The sequence below is a fragment of the uncultured Ralstonia sp. genome, from assembly GCA_913056305.1.
Lineage (GTDB): Bacteria > Pseudomonadota > Gammaproteobacteria > Burkholderiales > Burkholderiaceae > Ralstonia.
The window spans coordinates 1-2,145 of record CAJXMR010000405.1; the positions used below are offsets into that span (position 1 = coordinate 1).

General features: G+C 68.1%; 2 protein-coding genes. Both read right to left on the bottom strand.

The window, feature by feature from the left end; genetic code table 11:
* Positions 1 to 18: 18 nt before the first annotated feature.
* Positions 19 to 750, bottom strand: a complete 732-nt coding sequence (locus tag QZ609_RS26610; protein ID WP_295501558.1) for an SDR family oxidoreductase — start codon at positions 748 to 750, stop codon at positions 19 to 21.
* Between the two features lie 16 nt (positions 751 to 766).
* Positions 767 to 1,948, bottom strand: coding sequence for an acetyl-CoA C-acetyltransferase (locus QZ609_RS26615; protein ID WP_295501560.1), 1,182 nt, complete (start codon positions 1,946 to 1,948; stop codon positions 767 to 769).
* Between the last annotated feature and the right edge of the window lie 197 nt (positions 1,949 to 2,145).

Sequence of the window (2,145 nt, forward strand, 5' to 3'; positions counted from 1 at the left end):
AGCAGCATCGTTCTGGCCTCACCATTCAATGACGCTGCCGTCGTAGTTGCGGAACGCGCCGTTATCCGCGCGCGTTGCCGAGGCGATCACGCGGCGAATGCCCGCCACGCTCACCTCCGGCGTGATGGCCGCGCTGGCGCCGCCCATGTCGGTCTGCACCCAGCCCGGGTGGAAGGTCAGGCACGTCGCCTGTTCCGCGTCGAACGACAGTGCATGCAGCACGGCATTCGCCGCCGCCTTGCTGGCGCGATACAGCCAGCCGCCGTTGCCTTCCATGTCGCCGATGCTGCCCATGCGGCTGGAGATCACAGCCAGCACGCCGCCGGGTTCGTCCGCGCCCCCAGCACCATGATGGCCGGCTTCCACCATCGGCAGCACGGCGGGCAGTACGCCCATCGGTGCCCACACGTTGGTGTGCATGACGGCGTCAAAGTCGGCACGGCTGACCGGCTCGGCGCGCTGCGTGCGCGGGCCGTAGATGCCCGCCACGTAGATCGCCACGTCCAATGCCTCGCCGTCGAGCTTCCAGGCCAGGCCGGCGGTGGCGGCGGAATCGGTCAGGTCCAGCACGTGCGTTTCAGCGCCCAGGGCCTGCAACTCCTGGGCGGCCTCCTGCGACCGCACGGTGGCGATCACGCGCCAGCCATCGGCACGGTATTGCTTGACGGTTTCCAGGCCGATGCCGCGCGACGCGCCCAGGATGAGCGCGGTGCGCGTACGTCGGGACGGGCGCGAAGTTGCGTTCGTCATCGTGCGTGCCTTCGGTTCAGTAGAGTTCGATGCCCACAGCGGTGGCCTCGCCGCCGCCGATGCACAGGCTGGCCACGCCGCGCTTGCCGCCGCGGTGGCGCAGCGCGCCGATCAGCGTCGCCATCAGACGCGCGCCCGACGCGCCGATCGGGTGGCCCAGCGCGCAGGCGCCGCCGTTCACGTTCACCTTCTCGTGCGGGATGTGCAGGTCGTGCATGGCCGCCATCGGCACCACGGCAAAGGCTTCGTTGATCTCGAACAGGTCCACGTTGCCCGCGTTCCAGTCGAGCTTCTTGAACAGCTTGTCGATGGCCGTGACCGGCGCGGTGGTGAACCAGCCCGGCGCCTGTGCGTGCGTGGTGTGGCCGAGCATCACCGCCAGCGGCGTGATGCCGAGCTGCTTGGCAGTCGACTCGCGCATCATCACCAGCGCGGCCGCGCCGTCGTTGATCGACGAAGACGACGCGGCCGTCACCGTGCCGTCCTTCTTGAAGGCGGGCTTGAGCGACGGGATCTTGTCGACCTTGATGCGGCGCGGGCCTTCATCGGTGTCGATGAGGGTGTCGCCGGTCTTGCCCGACACGGTGACGGGGGCGATCTCCCAGCGGAACGCGCCGGTTTCCGTCGCTTCCTGCGCGCGGCGCACGGAGGTCATGGCGAAGTGGTCCTGCGCCTCGCGGGTGAAGCCGTACTTCTCGGCGCAGTCCTCGCCGAAGGTGCCCATGGCGCGGCCCTTGTCGTAGGCGTCTTCCAGGCCGTCCAACATCATGTGGTCGTAGATCATGCCGTGGCCGATGCGGTAGCCGCCGCGGCCCTTGGGGATCAGGTAGGGCGCGTTGGTCATGCTTTCCATACCGCCGGCGACGACCACGTCGAGCGAACCGGCGAGCAGGGCGTCGTACGCGTTCATGGCGGCGCGCATGCCGGAGCCGCACATCTTGTTGACCGTGGTGCAGCCGACCGACAGCGGCAGGCCGGCGCCCAATGCGGCCTGGCGGGCCGGGGCCTGGCCCTGGCCGGCGGGCAGGACGCAGCCCATGATGACTTCTTCGATCTGCTCCGGCTTCAGGCCGGCACGCTCGACTGCTGCGCGGATGGCGGTGGCGCCGAGCTGCGGCGCGGTCAGGCTGGCGAGTTCGCCCTGGAAGGCGCCCATCGGGGTGCGGGCGACGGAAGCGATGATGATGCGGTCGGACATTGCTATCTCCTGGATCGGTGCTTGCGACATGTTCTGCACTTGTGGTGCAGGGGTATGTGTCTCTTGCTGGGGATTGTTTGCTTTTGGTCCGTCCCCTGGTTTTGTGCTTCTACCCGGGGTTTGGGCTTGGTGGTCCACCCCGGTTTCGTCCCCTGCCGGGGCCGACTCACTTTCTTTGTCTTGCCAAAGAAAGTAAG